This is a genomic window from Pseudomonas sp. MWU347 (genome assembly GCF_017947305.1).
In the GTDB taxonomy this organism is placed as follows: domain Bacteria; phylum Pseudomonadota; class Gammaproteobacteria; order Pseudomonadales; family Pseudomonadaceae; genus Aquipseudomonas; species Aquipseudomonas putida_A.
In genome coordinates, this window is record NZ_JAFGZB010000004.1 from 458,258 (window position 1) to 474,228 (window position 15,971).

At 57.5% G+C, this 15,971-nt stretch carries 17 protein-coding genes; 10 read left to right on the forward strand and 7 right to left on the reverse strand.

The window, feature by feature from the left end; translation table 11 throughout:
* Positions 1-77 precede the first annotated feature (77 nt).
* Both KCG87_RS11385 and KCG87_RS11390 read left to right on the forward strand, forming a co-directional pair.
* Entirely contained in the window at positions 78-683 is a 606-nt protein-coding gene (locus KCG87_RS11385; RefSeq protein ID WP_210557829.1) for a helix-turn-helix transcriptional regulator, read from the forward strand.
* Positions 667-1,542 carry a queuosine precursor transporter gene (locus KCG87_RS11390; protein ID WP_139054133.1) on the forward strand — a complete coding sequence of 292 codons (876 nt, stop codon included), beginning with the start codon at positions 667-669 and terminating at the stop codon, positions 1,540-1,542. The genes KCG87_RS11385 and KCG87_RS11390 overlap by 17 nt, the downstream gene beginning before the upstream one ends.
* A gap of 62 nt (positions 1,543-1,604) precedes the next feature.
* Here KCG87_RS11390 and queC read toward each other — a convergent pair whose 3' ends face one another.
* Positions 1,605-2,303, reverse strand: a complete 699-nt coding sequence (gene queC, locus KCG87_RS11395) for a 7-cyano-7-deazaguanine synthase QueC (protein ID WP_115987972.1) — start codon at positions 2,301-2,303, stop codon at positions 1,605-1,607.
* Between the two features lie 146 nt (positions 2,304-2,449).
* Here queC and arfB point away from each other — a divergent pair, with 146 nt between their 5' ends.
* Together arfB and KCG87_RS11405 are read left to right on the forward strand one after the other, a co-directional pair.
* Positions 2,450-2,863, forward strand: a complete 414-nt coding sequence (gene arfB / locus KCG87_RS11400; protein WP_103368136.1) for an alternative ribosome rescue aminoacyl-tRNA hydrolase ArfB — start codon at positions 2,450-2,452, stop codon at positions 2,861-2,863.
* Positions 2,864-3,063: 200 nt separating this feature from the next.
* Positions 3,064-4,362, forward strand: coding sequence for a hypothetical protein (locus tag KCG87_RS11405; protein WP_210557827.1), 1,299 nt, complete (start codon positions 3,064-3,066; stop codon positions 4,360-4,362).
* Positions 4,363-4,424: 62 nt separating this feature from the next.
* Here KCG87_RS11405 and KCG87_RS11410 read toward each other — a convergent pair whose 3' ends face one another.
* The 6 genes from KCG87_RS11410 to phhA form a co-directional block, all read right to left on the reverse strand.
* Positions 4,425-5,624 (reverse strand): MFS transporter, encoded by a 1,200-nt coding sequence (locus tag KCG87_RS11410; RefSeq protein WP_103368134.1) that lies wholly within the window; start codon positions 5,622-5,624, stop codon positions 4,425-4,427.
* Between the two features lie 104 nt (positions 5,625-5,728).
* Positions 5,729-5,911 carry a hypothetical protein gene (locus KCG87_RS11415; protein ID WP_003222790.1) on the reverse strand — a complete coding sequence of 61 codons (183 nt, stop codon included), beginning with the start codon at positions 5,909-5,911 and terminating at the stop codon, positions 5,729-5,731.
* A 70-nt stretch (positions 5,912-5,981) separates the two neighbouring features.
* Complete coding sequence (locus tag KCG87_RS27575; RefSeq protein WP_282597930.1) at positions 5,982-6,113, reverse strand: hypothetical protein; 132 nt, start codon at positions 6,111-6,113, stop codon at positions 5,982-5,984.
* Positions 6,114-6,439: 326 nt separating this feature from the next.
* Complete coding sequence (locus KCG87_RS11420; protein WP_096796289.1) at positions 6,440-7,633, reverse strand: amino acid aminotransferase; 1,194 nt, start codon at positions 7,631-7,633, stop codon at positions 6,440-6,442.
* On the reverse strand, positions 7,633-7,989 hold the full coding sequence (locus KCG87_RS11425) for a 4a-hydroxytetrahydrobiopterin dehydratase (RefSeq protein WP_064586543.1): 357 nt from the start codon (positions 7,987-7,989) through the stop codon (positions 7,633-7,635). The genes KCG87_RS11420 and KCG87_RS11425 overlap by 1 nt, the downstream gene beginning before the upstream one ends.
* A gap of 118 nt (positions 7,990-8,107) precedes the next feature.
* Entirely contained in the window at positions 8,108-8,899 is a 792-nt protein-coding gene (gene phhA / locus KCG87_RS11430; RefSeq protein ID WP_007965510.1) for a phenylalanine 4-monooxygenase, read from the reverse strand.
* 395 nt (positions 8,900-9,294) lie between these two features.
* Here phhA and KCG87_RS11435 point away from each other — a divergent pair, with 395 nt between their 5' ends.
* The 6 genes from KCG87_RS11435 to flgJ all read left to right on the forward strand — a co-directional run bounded on the left by KCG87_RS11435 (position 9,295) and on the right by flgJ (position 15,965).
* The gene (locus tag KCG87_RS11435; RefSeq protein ID WP_096796287.1) at positions 9,295-10,857 is read left to right on the forward strand and encodes a sigma-54-dependent transcriptional regulator; all 1,563 of its coding nucleotides are present in this window, start codon (positions 9,295-9,297) and stop codon (positions 10,855-10,857) included.
* 374 nt (positions 10,858-11,231) lie between these two features.
* The gene (locus tag KCG87_RS11440; RefSeq protein ID WP_007965507.1) at positions 11,232-11,972 is read left to right on the forward strand and encodes a flagellar basal body rod protein FlgF; all 741 of its coding nucleotides are present in this window, start codon (positions 11,232-11,234) and stop codon (positions 11,970-11,972) included.
* A 45-nt stretch (positions 11,973-12,017) separates the two neighbouring features.
* Positions 12,018-12,803 (forward strand): flagellar basal-body rod protein FlgG, encoded by a 786-nt coding sequence (gene flgG / locus KCG87_RS11445; protein WP_003222804.1) that lies wholly within the window; start codon positions 12,018-12,020, stop codon positions 12,801-12,803.
* Between the two features lie 52 nt (positions 12,804-12,855).
* Positions 12,856-13,551, forward strand: coding sequence for a flagellar basal body L-ring protein FlgH (gene flgH / locus KCG87_RS11450; protein WP_027613958.1), 696 nt, complete (start codon positions 12,856-12,858; stop codon positions 13,549-13,551).
* A gap of 27 nt (positions 13,552-13,578) precedes the next feature.
* Positions 13,579-14,667, forward strand: coding sequence for a flagellar basal body P-ring protein FlgI (locus KCG87_RS11455; RefSeq protein WP_161794916.1), 1,089 nt, complete (start codon positions 13,579-13,581; stop codon positions 14,665-14,667).
* Between the two features lie 11 nt (positions 14,668-14,678).
* Positions 14,679-15,965 carry a flagellar assembly peptidoglycan hydrolase FlgJ gene (flgJ, locus tag KCG87_RS11460; protein ID WP_098967804.1) on the forward strand — a complete coding sequence of 429 codons (1,287 nt, stop codon included), beginning with the start codon at positions 14,679-14,681 and terminating at the stop codon, positions 15,963-15,965.
* The last annotated feature ends 6 nt before the right edge of the window (positions 15,966-15,971 follow it).

Consider the following 15,971-nt stretch of genomic DNA (forward strand, 5'->3'; position numbering starts at 1 on the left):
AGCGGGCCTGTTGAGTCCCTGAATGATGATTCGAGGGGTATTTTCAAATTGCCTTTATAAAAGACGGTAAGCATTCCATGCACAGAAGAGAACGATCGGAGAATCTGAAGAACAATATCAAGTACCTGATAAAGAGTCGTGGGGAAACGCAGCTGTCGTTATGTAATTCCAGTGGACTGACCCGAACCACGATCTACAACATTCTTGAAGGTAAAGTGGTCAACGTACAGCAGTCCACTGTGCGCAAGATTTCCGACTTTTTCGGAGTGTCCTACGAAGAGATAGAGACGATCTCGTTTGAAGAAAAGGAAATCATCGACAGCAGCATCTCGCCGCAGGGCAACATGAACCCGGCGGCAGTGCCTGTCATCAAGGAAAGTCTGCTTCTGCAGAATCTGGATAAGCGAATCGGCGAGTTGGCGACGATTTTTCCACTGACTTACTATTTTGGAACGTCCTTCAATTTGATAGGCGTCCTGCTGGAAAATGAAGTCAGTGGCATGAATGAACCGGGCGACCTGCTGATCGTGCAGAAGGGCGCGGCAAGTATCGACAAGGAAAAACTGGTGTATGACAAGGTTGGTAAAAAGTTATTCATAACAACTGAGGTTGATCTTGCGCTGGAGAGTGTTTGTGTGGTCGGGGATATAATCGAGGAACGATTTAATGGATTGCAGCGTTGAAAGGGAAAACACCAAATATAAGTTGTTGGGGTTCGAAAACGGAAAAAGCCTGGCGGTGATCATGGTCATTGCGACAGGCAAGATAATTAAAATAAAGCTGAGTGAAGTGTTGAATAGTGAGATTATGGATAATCTGAACAAGATAGAAGTAAAGAATCTGTACAAGAAATTCTACTCCCAGGGAGGGTCGCTTACCGCTTATGAAATAAATGATCGCCACGAGAGTTCCTGGATGATTTATATCATTCTGAACCTGATGCTGTTCACGCTTTATATTTTTACCAGCATTGCGGCGACCAAGCCTATCTATCTGGAATATTTTGATATTGTCGTAACGCCGGGTACTTTCCTGTATCCGCTGACGTTTTTGATCGTCGACTTGCTGAATGAAACCTTCGGCCTCCGGTTGGCGCGCAAGGCGATACTCTTCGCGTTCATCAGTAATGCGGCCATTATCATTTTGCTGGCCATGACTACGTACCTTCCCGGGCTACCCGGGTGGAAACTCGACGGGCCTTACAATGATGTGATCAGTCAGTTGTCGTCGGTGCTGATAGCTTCGTCTGTATCGTTTCTGGTGTCGGAAAATATAAACTCTTATCTGTTGTGCAAAATCAAAGAACTGACCAACTCCCGATTTCTCTTCTTGCGGGTGTTTCTGAGTACTTTGTTTGCGGTGATAATCGACAGTTTTCTTTTCTGCTACATCGCCTTTTACGGGACGATGGAGAACAGCGCGATACTCAGCATGATTTACGTCCAGATCGCGATAAAGGTCGGTTTTGCGTTCTTCAATATCATGCCGGCATACGGTGCCAGGTCATTGTTCAAGAGGTATCTGACGGGTAGTCAGGCTTGATGGATTAAATAATGTGCTCACTCGAAATTTTCAAGTGAGCGCATTTTTATATGCTGGGTGCTTTATTGCAGATTCAGCTTCGCTTTCAAGCTGTTCATCACCTCATCCTTGTTTTCCAGAAACTCATTGAGGCCTTTTGCGCGAAGATTGCAAGCGTCGCAATTTGCACATCCGCTACCGGTTATGCCGTTGTAGCAGGTCAGTGTCTGGTGGCGAACCAAATCAAGCTGATGGTAATGATCGGCCAATGCCCAGGTTTCCGCCTTGTTCAGCCACATCAGCGGAGTATCAAGTTTCAATGGGTAATCCATGCCCAGCTCAAGGGCTTTGTTCAGTGCCTTGACGAACTCGTCCCGGCAATCCGGATAGCCCGAGAAGTCCGTTTCGCAAACCCCGGTGATGACCGTTCTGGCTTGTACCTGATAGGCGTAAATAGAGGCGAGGGTCAAAAACAGGATGTTTCTTCCCGGCACAAAGGTGCTTGGCAGACTTTCGCCAGAACTATTAACCGTCGGAACCGGGATGTTGTCGCGAGTCAGGCTGCTGATGGCCAGCTCATTCAGCAAAGATACATCCATCACTTTATGCACGGTCACGCCGAGCTGTTTGGCCAGTTGCTGCGCGACTTCGATTTCCGCGCGATGACGCTGACCATAGTCAAACGTGATGCAATGAATTTCGTCATAGTGGCTCAGTGCATGGATCAAACAGGTCGTCGAGTCCTGTCCGCCACTAAAAACGATAACTGCTTTATTGCTCATGCTTATGCTTCCTGCATTGAACTGGTAAATTTTCGCTGGGGATCATAACGCGAAACGATTGATGCAAGAAGTTGCGCATGGCCGCAGGAGACCTGCTTTGTGGCTAATCGCGGTATCCTGCACGCTCTGAATTCGGACTTTTTTCCATGCTGGTGATTTCCAACAACGTGCATTTGCCGGATGCCGAGATCGAACTGACGTACATCCGCGCGCAAGGCGCCGGTGGGCAGAACGTCAACAAGGTCTCCAGCGCCGTGCACCTGCGCTTCGACATTCCGGCCTCGTCCTTGCCCGAGTTCTACAAGGAACGGCTGCTGGCGCTGCGTGACAGTCGCATCACCAGCGATGGCGTGCTGATCATCAAGGCTCAGCAGTACCGCACGCAGGAAGCCAACCGGACCGATGCGCTGGAGCGCCTGACCGAGTTGATCCTCAGCGCCACCAAGGTTGAAAAGAAACGCCGCCCGACCAAACCAACCCTCGGCTCGAAGAAGCGCCGGCTCGAATCCAAGACCAAGCGCGGCAGCATCAAGGCTGGGCGCGGCAAGGTGGATTTTTAAGAATTGGCGTCTTGAAATTGTTCCATTTCAGCAGGCGCGAGCAATGTATCCATTACGCGCCACTCAATTTAAATCAATTTCCGGATATCGAACGACTCTCTTATTACTAATTGGTCTACCTGACTGTCATATCTGACAGGTGTGCCGGATTCCTGTTACACGTTTACTGAGCTTTCTTTTTATTGATTGAGCAAAAGCAAATGAGTAACTTAAATGTTGTGCGTGGTACTCCTGATACTGATTTTGGTGTGCGCGGTGAGGTCGTTTTATATGGAAAAGAACATCAGAGACTTCAATCTCGGGTCGTCACTCTTCTCTCAGAACCGAACAGGATTCTTTGCGCAGCAACTGACGAGGAGCGGCAAGAGATTTACCTGTGCATGCTTGATGAGGAAGGAGGTATCGACGAGAGTTTCGGAAAAGCGGGTAGTGTTTTTTTCAAACTCTCGGAGTTTTTTCCTGGGTGGGATTTGCCGCAGCCCTATAGCGTGAAGTTTGATAGTGTTCATGGCAAGTATGTGTTGGGGTTCTTCGCTCGTAAAGACGGCTTTAATCGTGCTACCGGTCTGGCTCGATTCGATTTGAATGGGGGACTTGATGAAGGGTTTGGTAGCAAAGGAGTCATGTTGTGGAGTCTGGATGCGAAAGAGGTTGTTCCTGCAAGTTCAGATGTTCCAAAGGTGAAGCAACCTCTGGCGGATAAGGGGCGCGACTACCACGGAACTATGGAATTATTGGACGATGGCGGCGTTTTGCTTCTGACCACGCTTGATGAAAGAGGACTTTTCGATAGTGCGATCCTGGTCAAGTTAAAAAATAACGGTAGTTTGGACGGAGCGTTCGGTAATGGTGGGTACCGATTGGTTTTTCGAGGTCCGTCTGTTTTAGTCATAGGACAGGATATGTTTCGCCAAGACGATGGTTATATTGTCGCCGCTTCAGAGGGCCTGCGTGATAAACGTTGGTTTGTTGGCCGGTATGATGCCCGTGGTGATCTTGACGCCAGTTTTGGGGTCGGAGGATATTATGATGGAGCACCTTCGGTTAAAAACTTCATTCTGAAACGCGACGATCGTTCTCAGTTTTATATTATAGGTACTTCGGATAATGGAGCTCGGCAGTATCTGTTTCTCCAGCTTCAACGTCGCGGGCTCAAAGGCGAGGAAGATCCACTTTTTGGCAAGCAAGGGTGGGGGGGATTTATCACTGATGATTTCAGCGATATCTATATGACGAAAGCAGCACTCTATAATTTGAAATCAACCGTTGTGGTAGCAGGTTATGCTTATTTGCGTAGCGGGTCGGATAGTCAGGCATTTATTGCCAGTCTTGAACAAGACATGGGTTGGGACGAGGGGTTTGGTAATGTTGGAAAGGTCGTATTTCAAAAAGACCAGATTATTCACGATCTCGCTGTTCAGGAAGATCGAAAAATTGTGTTTGTATCCAGTAAAAATAGAGAGAACGGTAGTTTCGCCATTTTCCGTTTGCATGGTTAGCGTATAAAAGCCGCAGTTGTTTATTGGCCATTCGGAACCAATGAATGGCCAATATTGGGCGATCAATGAAAGTGGTGTTTTGGTTTAATGCGGTACAAATACACACTCAGGATCAGGCCGCTCAGTGAGGCAATGGCGGCAAACAGAAAGATCGAAGCAAAGCCGAAACCGGCCGCAATTGCCCCCGCCAATGGCCCGGTGATCCCCAGCGACAAATCGATGAACAACGAATACGCGCCGACCGCTGCGCCACGGCTGGAGGCTGGCACCAGGTTCACCGCTTCCACGCCCAGCGCCGGGAATACCAGCGAGAAGCCGAAACCGCTCAACGCCGCCCCGGCCAGCGCCCAATGCGCATCCGGCGCCAGCCACAGCAGTAACAGGCCGAGGGTTTCCACCGAGAGGCAGGCGATCGCTACGCGGAAGCCGCCGAGGCGGTTGATCAGGTTGCCGAACAGCAGTCGCGCGCCGATGAAGCTGGCGCCGAACAGGCTCAGGCACAGCACCGCGTTGTCCCAGTGCCGGGTGGCGTAATACAGGGTGATGAAGGTGGCGATGGTGCCGAACCCGATCGAGCCCAGCGCCAGGCCGCAGCCGTGGGGGAACACGCGACCGAGCACATGCATGAACGGCAAGCGCTCGCCGGCGACAATCGGCGCCGCGGTTTTCGGCCAGGCCAGCAGCAGGCCCAGCGCTGCCAGCAGAATGATGCTGACGCCCATGCTCCACAATCCCAGCTGGCCGACCAGCCAGACCCCGAACGGCGCGCCGACCGCGAGCGCGCCGTAACTGGCGATGCCGTTCCAAGAGATGACTTTGGCGGTGTTCGCCGCGCCAACGCGGCCGATGCCCCAGCCGATCGAACCGGAGCCCACCAGACTTTCCGCGCTGCCCAGCACCAGACGGCCGATCAACAGGCTGATCAGGCTGAGCATCGGCAGGTTCGGTGTCCACGCCGAAATCAGCATGAACACGCCGCTCAAGCCGCAACCGGCCAGCCCGATCATCACTGCGCGTTTACTGCCCTGGTTGTCGATGATCTTGCCGGCGTACGGACGGCTGAGCAGGGTGGCGAGGTATTGCACGCTGATCACCAGCCCGGCGATCACCGCGCCGAAGCCCAGATCACTGTGGACGTAGCCCGGCAGCACCGCGAGCGGAATGCCGATGTTCAGATAGCCGATGAAGGTGAAGAGGACGATGGACACGACTTGCAGCGTGACCGCCAGGGGGCGCTGGGGTTGTGGCATAGAGGACGACATGAGAAACGATCCACGGCAAAGCAGGATTAGATAGGCTGCTTATGATACCGGCGCGCACGCGTCAGGGGCGGGGAAAAGTAAAACTATTTGCCGGGAGGGTGGAATCACGGTTTGGCCGGGGCGACCAGTTGCGTGGTGACGAGGGCGGCGAGGGCGTTTTCTTCGCTGCCGAAACGGGCGAGCAGGGCGGCCTGTTTTTCCGGGGAGAGACGGTTCCAGATCTCGATCATTTTCTCGGTGGCGCCGATCAGGACGGCAGCTTGGCTTTCAGAGAATTCGTCGGTCATGGCGGGCTCGGTTTCAGGCAGTGTGGAAAGCGCATCTTAGCGCTTTCCACACGGTCTGTACGGCGGGGTTTTACTCTTCGCTGTCGGCCTGGCGGCTCTCAACGGCTTCTATCGGCTCGGGCTGCTGGGCGCCGGCTTGTTGCGTGGTCGTCTGCTCAGGTACGTGCAGGCTTGGGAAGGGGAGATTAGGAATCTCGTGCATGGTTGCGCTCCTCGCTAAGTCTGTTGATAGATCTGGTAGATCCGCGCTTCTTGAAAGCCTGCGCAGGATACAGCAGGAAAAATGACAATCAGACTTTTAATTGAAAATAATGCGACAGATGGCCGCAGGGGAGGGCGTATTCCAAGTGTGGGTGTGAATGAACCTGTGGCGAGGGGATTTATCCCCGATCGGCTGCGAAGCAGTCGTAAAACAATTGCACGCGCCATGTCAGACATTTCGCGATTGCAGTGTTGGGGCCGCTTCGCTGCCCATCGGGGATAAATCCCCTCACCATAGGGCTCACTCCTACAAGGGGGGGCGCGGGGTTATTTGCAGGCGTTGGCGATGGCCTCGGCCAGCAGTGCCAGGCGGGTGGCGTCGATCCCGGCGACGTTGGCCCGACCCGAGCTGACCATGTACACGCTGTGCTGCTCACGCAGTTGTTTGACCTGCTCCGGTGACAGCCCGGTGTAGGAGAACATTCCGCGTTGCACGCCAATGTGCGCAAAGCGCTCGCGCAGACCGTGCGGTTCCAGTGCTTCGACCAGACCGCTGCGCAATTGGGCGATGCGCAAACGCATGGCTTCTACTTCATCGGCCCAGCGCGCTTTCAGCTCAGGGTCGGCGAGGATGGTCGCCACCACGGCCGCGCCGTGATCCGGTGGCGTCGACCACAGGTTGCGGGCGATGTTGGCCAGTTGGCTGCGGATGTCGATCAGCTTGTCGGCGGTTTTCGCGCAGACAATCAGCGCGCCGGTACGGTCGCGGTACAGGCCGAAGTTCTTCGAGCAGGAGCTGGTGATCAGCAGCTCTGGCACCTCGGCGGCGAACAGTCGGGTCGACCACGCGTCCTGTTCCAGTCCGTCGCCAAAGCCCTGGTAGGCAAAGTCGATCAGCGGCAGCAGGTCACGGCGGCGCACGACGTCGAGCACACGCTGCCAGTCGTCATGGTTCAGGTCGAAACCGGTCGGGTTGTGGCAGCAGGCATGCAGCAGCACCACGTCGCCTTGCGGCACTTCGTTGAGTGCGGCGAGCATCGCATCGACGTCGAGGCGGTTGTCGCTGCCCACGTAGGGGTAGTGACTGACCTTGACCCCGGCCGCAGCAAAGATAGTTTCGTGGATCGGCCAGGTCGGGTTGCTCAGCCACACGCCCTTGCCCGGCAGACACTGGGCGATGAAGTCGGCTGCCAGACGCAGCGCGCCGGTGCCGCCCGGAGTCTGGGTGGCGCCGGCGCGCTGTTCGGCGATCAGCTTCGAGTCGGCGCCAAGCACCAGTTCATTGATGACTTTGCCGAACAGCGGATTGCCGTGACCACCGATGTAGGTCTTGGTGTCCTGGCTTTCGACCAGTCGCGCCTCGGCGATTTTCACCGCTTCGGGGATCGGCGTCAGGCCCTGGGCATCCTTGTAGACGCCAACGCCGAGGTCGAACTTGCGCGGGTTAGTGTCCTGCGCATAGGCCTCCATCAAACCGAGGATCGGGTCGCCGGGTACCCGGCCGATGGCGTCAAAGTGCATTACTTGCGTCCTTCTGCGGTCTTGGCCACTTCGTCAGTGCGCGCGGCCATGATGAAGTCGTTGCGGTGCAGGCCTTTGATCGAGTGGCTCCACCAGGTCACGGTGACTTTGCCCCACTCGGTCAGCAGACCCGGGTGGTGACCTTCGGCCTCGGAGATCTCGCCGACGGCGTTGGTGAACGCCAGCGCATGCTTGAAGTTCTTGAACAGGAAAACTTTCTCCAACTGCATGATGTTGTCGCGTACTTCGATGTTCCAGTCAGGGATCTGCTTGATCAGGATCGGCAGTTCTTCGTCGCTGACTTGTGGCGCATCGGCACGGCAGGCTTCGCAGTGGGCTTGGTTCAAAGTGGACATGGTGTGATTCCTGAAATCGAGTGTGTTTTTTTTATAGAAGCTATCGGCCCGTCAATGCCGTCACGCTAAACCAAAGTGACGGCGACTGACAGACTCAATTCTCAGCAAAAGTCGCGGATCACGCGGCTTTCGGTTTTGGCGGAAACTTCGGTGCGTGCAACCCCAGCTGCATGCCTTGGCGAACCATGGCCATGATGTCTTCATGGGCGACGTCGAACAGGCGCTTGAGGTTCGGCAGGACAAAGTACAGCGGCTGCAGAATGTCGATGCGATACGGTGTGCGCATGGCTTCCAGCGGATCGAAGGCCTGATGCTCGGGCTCGTCCGACAGCGAGTAAACGGTTTCCTTCGGCGAGGACAGGATGCCGCCGCCGTAGATGCGTTTGCCTTGCGGGGTGTCGACCAGGCCGAACTCGATGGTCATCCAGTACAGGCGCGCCAGATACACGCGCTCTTCCTTCGTGGCCTGCAGGCCGAGTTTGCCATAGGTGTGGGTGAATTCGGCGAACCACGGGTTGGTCAGCAGCGGGCAGTGACCGAAGATCTCGTGAAAAATGTCCGGCTCTTGCAGGTAGTCCAATTCTTCGCGGGTACGAATGAACGTGGCCACCGGAAACTGTTTGCTGGCGAGCAATTCGAAGAAGGTCTGGAAGGGGATCAGTGCCGGGACGCGGGCAACCTGCCAACCGGTGGTCTCACCGAGCACCTTGTTGATCTCGCCCAGCTGCGGAATGCGGTCGTGGGGCAGACCGAGTTTTTCGATACCGTCCAGGTACTCCTGGCACGCGCGACCCTCGATCACTTTCAGCTGGCGGGTGATCAGCGTGTTCCACACCGCATGCTCTTCGGCGGGGTAGTCGATAAAACCTTGCGCATCGGGCTCGCGGGCCACGTATTGCGTCTGCTTCATACTGCTCTCCTGCTAGGGGAATTCGTTCTTGTTATGTCCAGCGATGGACTGAGAATTACCCGAGAGTGCGGCGTGATGCAGCAGGTTGAGCGCGTTCCTGGTAGGGACAACCACTGCATTTCGTAAAAAAATCGTTACGATTTGACTGATATCACGCATTTGCGGTGATTTGCAGGTTTGAAAAGGGCTGTGGCTGTCACATAATCTTGACAACTATCTGCGCGCCTCGACAGAAAAGTCAGGCAAAACCGCAGCGCAAATCTCTTGTGGGAGCGGGCTTGCTCGCGAAAGCGGTGTGTCAGCTGAATGAATGGCGACTGACACACCGCCTTCGCGAGCAAGCCCGCTCCCACAGGGATTGTGTTTAACCCCTCACCCTCGTCGGGCCTCTTTATATGCGTATCAAAGTCCACTGCCAAAACCGCATCGGCATCCTGCGCGACATCCTCAACCTGCTGGTGGAGTACGGGATCAACGTTGCACGCGGCGAGGTCGGCGGCGAGCACGGCAACGCGATCTACCTGCACTGCCCGAATCTGATCAACATCCAGTTTCAGGCGCTGCGACCGAAGTTTGAGGCGATTGCCGGGGTGTTCGGCGTCAAACGCGTCGGGCTGATGCCCAGCGAGCGTCGGCACATGGAGTTGAACGCGTTGCTTGGCGCGCTGGAATTCCCGGTGCTGTCGATCGACATGGGCGGCTCGATCGTTGCGGCCAACCGCGCGGCGGCGCAGTTGCTCGGAGTGCGCGTGGATGAAGTGCCGGGGATTCCGCTGTCGCGCTATGCCGAGGATTTCGATTTGCCGGAACTGGTGCGCGCCAACAAGTCGCGAATCAACGGCATGCGCGTCAAGGTCAAGGGCGACATCTTTCTCGCCGACATCGCGCCGCTGCAATCGGAGCACGACGATAGCGAAGCCATGGCCGGTGCGGTACTGACCTTGCACCGCGCCGACCGCGTCGGTGAGCGCATCTATAACGTGCGCAAACAGGAATTGCGTGGCTTCGACAGTATCTTCCAGAGTTCGAAAGTGATGGCCGCTGTCGTGCGTGAAGCGCGGCGCATGGCGCCGCTGGATGCGCCGCTATTGATCGAAGGCGAAACCGGCACCGGCAAAGAATTGCTGGCCCGTGCCTGTCACCTCGCCAGTCCGCGTGGGCAGTCGCCGCTGATGGCGCTCAACTGTGCAGGGCTGCCAGAATCGATGGCCGAGACCGAACTGTTCGGCTACGGCCCCGGTGCCTTTGAGGGCGCGCGCGCCGAAGGCAAGCTCGGCCTGCTGGAACTGACGGCGGGCGGTACGCTGTTCCTCGATGGCGTCGGTGAAATGAGCCCGCGCTTGCAAGTGAAGTTGCTGCGCTTTCTGCAGGACGGCTGTTTCCGCCGGGTCGGCAGTGATGAAGAGGTGTATCTGGATGTGCGGGTGATCTGCGCCACTCAGGTCGACTTGTCCGAGTTGTGCGCGCGCGGCGAGTTTCGTCAGGATCTGTATCACCGCTTGAACGTGTTGTCGCTGCACATCCCGCCGCTGCGCGAATGCCTCGACGGTTTGACCCCGCTGGTCGAGCACTTCCTCGATCAGGCCAGCCGCCAGATCGGGTGTTCGCTGCCGAAACTGGCGCCGGCAGCAATGGATCGCCTCAGTCATTACCACTGGCCGGGCAACGTGCGGCAGCTGGAGAACGTGCTGTTTCAGGCGGTTTCGCTGTGCGAGGGCGGCACGGTCAAGGTCGAACACATTCGCCTGCCGGATTACGGCGTGCGTCAGCCGCTTGGCGATTTCTCGCTGGAGGGTGGGTTGGACGAGATCGTTGGGCGTTTTGAGAAAGCCGTACTGGAGCGGCTGTACTCCGAACACCCGAGCAGTCGGCAACTGGGTAAGCGGTTGGGGGTTTCGCATACCACCATCGCTAATAAGCTCCGCCAATACGAAGTTGGTAAAGACCCCGAGAGTTAACAGCAACACTGTGGTGAAAAGAGCTTTTGTGGTGAGGGGATTCATCCCCGAAGGGTGGCGAAGCCGCCCCAAACCAGCGAATGCGGTTCATCTGTTACACCACAATGTATGGATTGGGGGGCTGCTGCGCAGCCCATCGGGGATAAATCCCCTCACCACAGGTTCTTTTTCCATCTGCAAAAATCGGGATTGCCGCCCAGCGGCATAACACCGCCGGTTTTTCGACTTCGATACATTTCCAATTTCCCCGCAAAACCCCGCAAGTCCTTTGTTTACCGGGCCGCAAGCCGCCAGAAAAAAGTTGGTCTGCAAATTGCTTATGGCTCAGCAGTACAGCGGTGGGCGGCAAACGTCCGGCATGCAGAGGAAAGAGTGTGGACAAGTACCTTTATGTGGCAATGACCGGCGCCAGTCAGAACGCACTGGCGCAAAAGGCCCATGCCAACAACCTGGCGAACATCTCCACCAATGGTTTTCAGCGCGACCTGGAGCAGGCGCGTTCGATGCCGGTGTTCGGTGACAGCTTTCCGGCGCGTGCGTTTGCCATGAGCGAACGGCCCGCCACCGACTTCACCGCCGGTTCGCTGGTGCAGACCGGGCGTGACCTCGACGTCGCCGTGACCGGCAACGGTTTTATTGCCGTGCAGAACCCCAACGGTGGCGAAAGCTACGTGCGCACCGGCAGCCTGAACATCGACGCCCTCGGCGTATTGCGCGCCGGCAACGGCATGCCGGTACTCGGCAATGGCGGTCCGATCGCCGTGCCGCCGGAGCAGCAGGTCGAAGTCGGTGAAGATGGCACCATCAGTATTCGTGCGATGGGCGAAGGCCCGCGCGTCATGGCGGAAGTCGACCGGATCAAACTGGTCAACCCGGACATCAAGAACCTCAACAAAGGCCTCGACGGCTCGATCTACACCAAGGACGGCCAGCCGGCGCCGGCCGATGCCAACGTCAAACTGGTGTCGGGTTTCCTTGAGTCGAGCAACGTCAACGCCGTGGAAGAAATGACCTCGGTGCTGGCCCTGGCCAAGCAGTTCGAGTTGCACGTCAAGATGATGAACACCGCCAAAGACGACGACCAGGCCATGGCTCGGGTCTTGCAGATCAGCTAATTATCAGAACGTCGCGCCGTAAAACAGGCGCACGAGGAGAATCGAATGCTTCCGGCTCTATGGGTTGCCAAAACCGGTCTGTCCGCCCAGGACACCAACCTGACCACCATTTCCAACAACCTGGCGAACGTCTCGACCACGGGTTTCAAACGTGACCGTGCCGAGTTCCAGGACCTGCTGTATCAGATCAAGCGTCAGCCAGGCGCCCAGTCGACCCAGGACAGCGAACTGCCGTCGGGTCTGCAACTGGGTACCGGTGTGCGCATCGTCGGCACGCAGAAAAACTTCACCGCCGGCAGCCTGCAAACCACCGAGCAGCCGCTGGACATGGCCATCGACGGTCGCGGTTTCTTCCAGATCCTGCAGCCGGACGGCACCACGTCCTATACCCGTGACGGTACTTTCCACCTCGACTCCAACGGCCAGATCGTCAACGCCAGCGGTTTCGCCCTGGAGCCGGCCATCGTCATCCCGAACAACGCGCAGAGCTTCACCGTCGGCACCGACGGCACCGTGTCGATCACAGTGCCAGGCAACCCGGCCGCTCAGGTGATCGGCAACCTGCAAACCGCCGACTTCATCAATCCGGCCGGTCTGCAAGCAGTGGGCAACAACCTGTTCCTGGAAACCGCTGCTTCCGGCGCGCCGCAAATCGGCACCCCGGGCCTGAACGGTTTCGGTACCACGCTGCAGAACACCCTGGAAGGTTCCAACGTCAGCACCGTTGAGGAGATGGTCAACATGATCACCACTCAGCGCGCTTACGAGATGAACTCCAAGGTGATTTCCACCGCCGACCAGATGCTCTCGTTCGTAACGCAGAATCTGTAATCAAGTCTATGGGGCGGCCATGAGGTCGCCAGCAACACCGTGAGGTAGGGTCATGAAACGCTTCGTATCTGTTCTGGCATTGGGTGGGGTCGTCTCGCTCGCGGGCTGCGTCGCACCGACGCCCAAGCCCAATGACCCTTATTACGCTCCGGTGTTGCCACGCACGCCATTGCCGTCTGCGGCCAACAACGGCTCGATCTATCAGGCCGGCTTCGAGCAGAACCTGTACAGCGACCGCAAGGCATTCCGGGTCGGTGACATCATCACCATCACCCTGAACGAGAAGACTCAGGCCAGCAAAAACGCCAACTCGCAAGTGGCCAAGAACAGCAAGACCGGCATCGGCCTGACTTCGCTGTTCGGCGGCAGTGGCACCACCAACAACCCGTTGGGTGGCAATGACCTGAGCCTCGACGTCGGCTACAGCGGCGACCGCGCGACCAAGGGCGACAGCAAGGCGGCGCAGGGCAACACCCTGACCGGTTCGATCACCGTGACCGTGGCCGACGTGTTGCCCAACGGCATCATCGCCGTGCGCGGCGAGAAGTGGATGACCCTCAACACCGGCGACGAGTTGGTGCGGATCGCAGGTCTGGTGCGTGCCGATGACATCGCCACCGACAACACCGTGTCGTCGACCCGTGTCGCCGATGCGCGCATCACCTACTCGGGCACCGGTTCGTTTGCCGATGCGAGTCAGCCAGGCTGGTTCGACCGTTTCTTCCTCAGCCCGCTGTTCCCTTTCTAGGTGGCGACTTTGAATTTCAAGAGCCTCATGCTGGCTGCGGCCCTGTTGTCCGCAGCCTTTGGTGCCCACGCCGAGCGGCTGAAAGATATCGCCAGCATTTCCGGCGTGCGTTCCAACCAGTTGATCGGTTACGGCCTGGTGGTCGGGCTTAACGGCACCGGTGACCAGACGACGCAGACCCCGTTCACCCTGCAGACCTTCAACAACATGCTGTCGCAGTTCGGCATCAAGGTGCCGCCGGGATCGGGCAACGTGCAGTTGAAAAACGTCGCAGCGGTGTCGGTCAGTGCCGATCTGCCGGCGTTCGCCAAACCGGGTCAGCAGGTCGACATTACCGTTTCTTCGATCGGTAACTCCAAGAGCCTGCGCGGCGGCACCCTGTTGCTGACCCCGCTCAAGGGTATCGACGGCAACGTCTACGCCATCGCTCAGGGCAACCTGGTGGTCGGTGGTTTCGATGCCGAAGGGCGTGACGGTTCGAAGATCACCGTCAACGTTCCGTCGGCCGGTCGTATCCCCGGTGGTGCTTCGGTGGAGCGTTCGGTACCGAGCGGTTTCAACCAGGGCAACAGCCTGACGCTGAACCTCAACCGCTCCGACTTCACCACGGCCAAGCGCATCGTCGACAAGATCAACGACATGCTCGGCCCTGGCGTGGCGCAAGCCATCGACGGCGGCTCGATTCGTGTGACCGCGCCGCTCGATCCGAGCCAGCGCGTCGACTACCTGTCGATCCTCGAAAACCTTGAAGTCGATCCGGGTCAGGCGGTGGCGAAAGTCATCATCAACTCGCGCACCGGCACCATCGTCATCGGCCAGAACGTGAAAGTTTCGCCGGCCGCCGTGACTCATGGCAGCCTGACCGTGACCATCACCGAAGACCCGATCGTCAGTCAGCCGGGTCCGTTGTCCAATGGGCAGACGGCCGTCGTGCCACGTTCGCGGGTCAATGCTCAGCAGGAAGCCAAGCCGATGTTCAAGTTCGGCCCGGGCACCACCCTCGACGAGATCGTGCGGGCGGTGAACCAGGTTGGCGCGGCACCGGGTGACCTGATGGCCATTCTCGAAGCACTGAAGCAGGCCGGCGCGTTGCAAGCCGACCTGATCGTGATCTGAGGACGGCGATCATGGATATGCGCAAAGGCAGTCTGGTGGGCACTGGCGATTCGGGTTCGTACTCCGACCTCAATCGTCTGAACCAGCTCAAGGTCGGCGACAAAAACAGCGATGCGAACATGCGCAAAGTGGCGCAGGAATTCGAATCGCTGTTCCTTGGCGAAATGCTCAAGTCGATGCGTTCGGCCACTGAGGCATTGGGTAAAGACAACCCGATGAACACCCCGGCGGCCAAGCAATATCAGGAAATGTACGACCAGCAACTGGCGGTGTCGCTGTCCCGCGAGGGCGGCGGTATCGGGCTGGCCGACGTGCTGATGAAGCAGATGTCGAGGAATAAACCGCTGGCACCGGGTGAGGCTGCGGCCGCGTCCGCTGCCAAGCAGGAAGCGGCGAAAGCCGCTGCGGTGCAGACCCCGATTGCCGCCGGCACCACCGCCACCAATGGGCCGTTATCGCGGCTTAATGGCGAGCGTCCGTTGTGGGCCTCGCGTTCCGGGCGTGTGGCTACTACCGAAGCCTCGCACAGCAATGACATGGCAATGATCAACAAGCGTCGTCTGGCATTGCCGCCGAAGCTGGCCGATCGTTTGCTCGCCGGTCTGGTGCCGTCCGCCACGCCGACCGCCACCAATGCCTTGCCACAACGTGCCGTGACCACGGCCGCCACCGGCGCCGGCCCGCTGTACAACGGCGACTGGCTGAGCCGTGCCGAAGACGCCAAGGCGTCCGGCGGGCAGATGCAGATTTACGGTCGGGCGATGGCGCAGATTCCGCTGGCGCCGGCCAAGCGCGCCTTCAGCTCCGCCGACGAATTCGTCAACACCATGCTGCCGATGGCCAAAGAAGCCGCCGCGCGTATTGGCGTCGATCCGCGTTATCTGGTGGCGCAAGCCGCACTGGAAACCGGCTGGGGCAAATCGGTCATGCGTGCCCAGGATGGCAGCAGCAGTCACAACCTGTTCGGCATCAAGGCCAGCAGCAACTGGACCGGCGATTCGGCCCGGGCAATCACCAGCGAGTTCCGCAACGGGCAGATGGTCAAGGAGACGGCGCAGTTCCGTTCCTATGCCTCGTACAAGGACAGTTTCCACGATCTGGTGACTTTGCTGCAGACCAACAATCGCTATCAAGATGTGGTGAAGTCGGCCGATAACCCAGAACAGTTTGTACGCGAGTTGCAAAAGGCCGGTTACGCGACCGACCCGAACTACGCGACGAAGATTTCGCAGATAGCCAAGCAGATGAACAGTTTCGAAAACTACGCTGCGGCCGGCGTTTCAACGACGCCTCTATAAACACAC

Excerpts from the sequence above, each read along its gene's own strand:
- flgJ (WP_098967804.1), top strand. The coding sequence starts at position 14,679 with ATGGATATGCGCAAAGGCAGTCTGGTGGGCACTGGCGATTCGGGTTCG.
- KCG87_RS11385 (WP_210557829.1), top strand. The coding sequence starts at position 78 with ATGCACAGAAGAGAACGATCGGAGAATCTGAAGAACAATATCAAGTAC.
- KCG87_RS11405 (WP_210557827.1), top strand. The coding sequence starts at position 3,064 with ATGAGTAACTTAAATGTTGTGCGTGGTACTCCTGATACTGATTTTGGT.
- flgH (WP_027613958.1), top strand. The coding sequence starts at position 12,856 with ATGAAACGCTTCGTATCTGTTCTGGCATTGGGTGGGGTCGTCTCGCTC.
- queC (WP_115987972.1), bottom strand. The coding sequence starts at position 2,303 with ATGAGCAATAAAGCAGTTATCGTTTTTAGTGGCGGACAGGACTCGACG.
- KCG87_RS11410 (WP_103368134.1), bottom strand. The coding sequence starts at position 5,624 with ATGTCGTCCTCTATGCCACAACCCCAGCGCCCCCTGGCGGTCACGCTG.
- KCG87_RS11435 (WP_096796287.1), top strand. The coding sequence starts at position 9,295 with ATGCGTATCAAAGTCCACTGCCAAAACCGCATCGGCATCCTGCGCGAC.
- KCG87_RS11455 (WP_161794916.1), top strand. The coding sequence starts at position 13,579 with ATGCTGGCTGCGGCCCTGTTGTCCGCAGCCTTTGGTGCCCACGCCGAG.
- KCG87_RS11415 (WP_003222790.1), bottom strand. The coding sequence starts at position 5,911 with ATGACCGACGAATTCTCTGAAAGCCAAGCTGCCGTCCTGATCGGCGCC.
- flgG (WP_003222804.1), top strand. The coding sequence starts at position 12,018 with ATGCTTCCGGCTCTATGGGTTGCCAAAACCGGTCTGTCCGCCCAGGAC.
- KCG87_RS11390 (WP_139054133.1), top strand. The coding sequence starts at position 667 with ATGGATTGCAGCGTTGAAAGGGAAAACACCAAATATAAGTTGTTGGGG.
- arfB (WP_103368136.1), top strand. The coding sequence starts at position 2,450 with ATGCTGGTGATTTCCAACAACGTGCATTTGCCGGATGCCGAGATCGAA.
- KCG87_RS27575 (WP_282597930.1), bottom strand. The coding sequence starts at position 6,113 with ATGCACGAGATTCCTAATCTCCCCTTCCCAAGCCTGCACGTACCTGAG.
- KCG87_RS11425 (WP_064586543.1), bottom strand. The coding sequence starts at position 7,989 with ATGTCCACTTTGAACCAAGCCCACTGCGAAGCCTGCCGTGCCGATGCG.
- phhA (WP_007965510.1), bottom strand. The coding sequence starts at position 8,899 with ATGAAGCAGACGCAATACGTGGCCCGCGAGCCCGATGCGCAAGGTTTT.
- KCG87_RS11420 (WP_096796289.1), bottom strand. The coding sequence starts at position 7,633 with ATGCACTTTGACGCCATCGGCCGGGTACCCGGCGACCCGATCCTCGGT.